This is a genomic window from Gemmata algarum (assembly GCF_034097035.1).
Classification (GTDB): domain Bacteria; phylum Planctomycetota; class Planctomycetia; order Gemmatales; family Gemmataceae; genus Gemmata; species Gemmata algarum.
In genome coordinates this window covers 1-224 of the sequence record NZ_JAXBLV010000169.1, presented here as the reverse complement: position 1 = coordinate 224, position 224 = coordinate 1, and the positions used below count along the sequence as shown (strand labels likewise).

At 62.5% G+C, this 224-nt stretch carries 1 protein-coding gene; it reads left to right on the top strand.

Annotated features, from left to right (window positions below; translation table 11 throughout):
* Window positions 1–54: 54 nt before the first annotated feature.
* Window positions 55–224, top strand: a 170-nt coding sequence (locus R5W23_RS12990) for a DUF6444 domain-containing protein (protein ID WP_320686679.1), incomplete at its 3' end; no start/stop codon positions are given.

Sequence of the window (224 nt, the reverse complement as noted above, 5' to 3'; positions counted from 1 at the left end):
GTAACCGTTCACGGGTGTAGCCGGTTGTAATTTGCTCTCGTACTCTTTCGACGGATGTCACTTCCCGCGCTACCCGCCGAAGTCTTCGACGCTCTGCCCGCGGCCGCGCAGGCGTACATCCGCGTGTTGGAGGCGCGGGTGGCGCAACTGGAATCCCGGCTCACGGATCTGGAAGCTCGGCTCAACCAGAACTCATCCAACTCGTCCAAGCCCCCGTCCTCCGA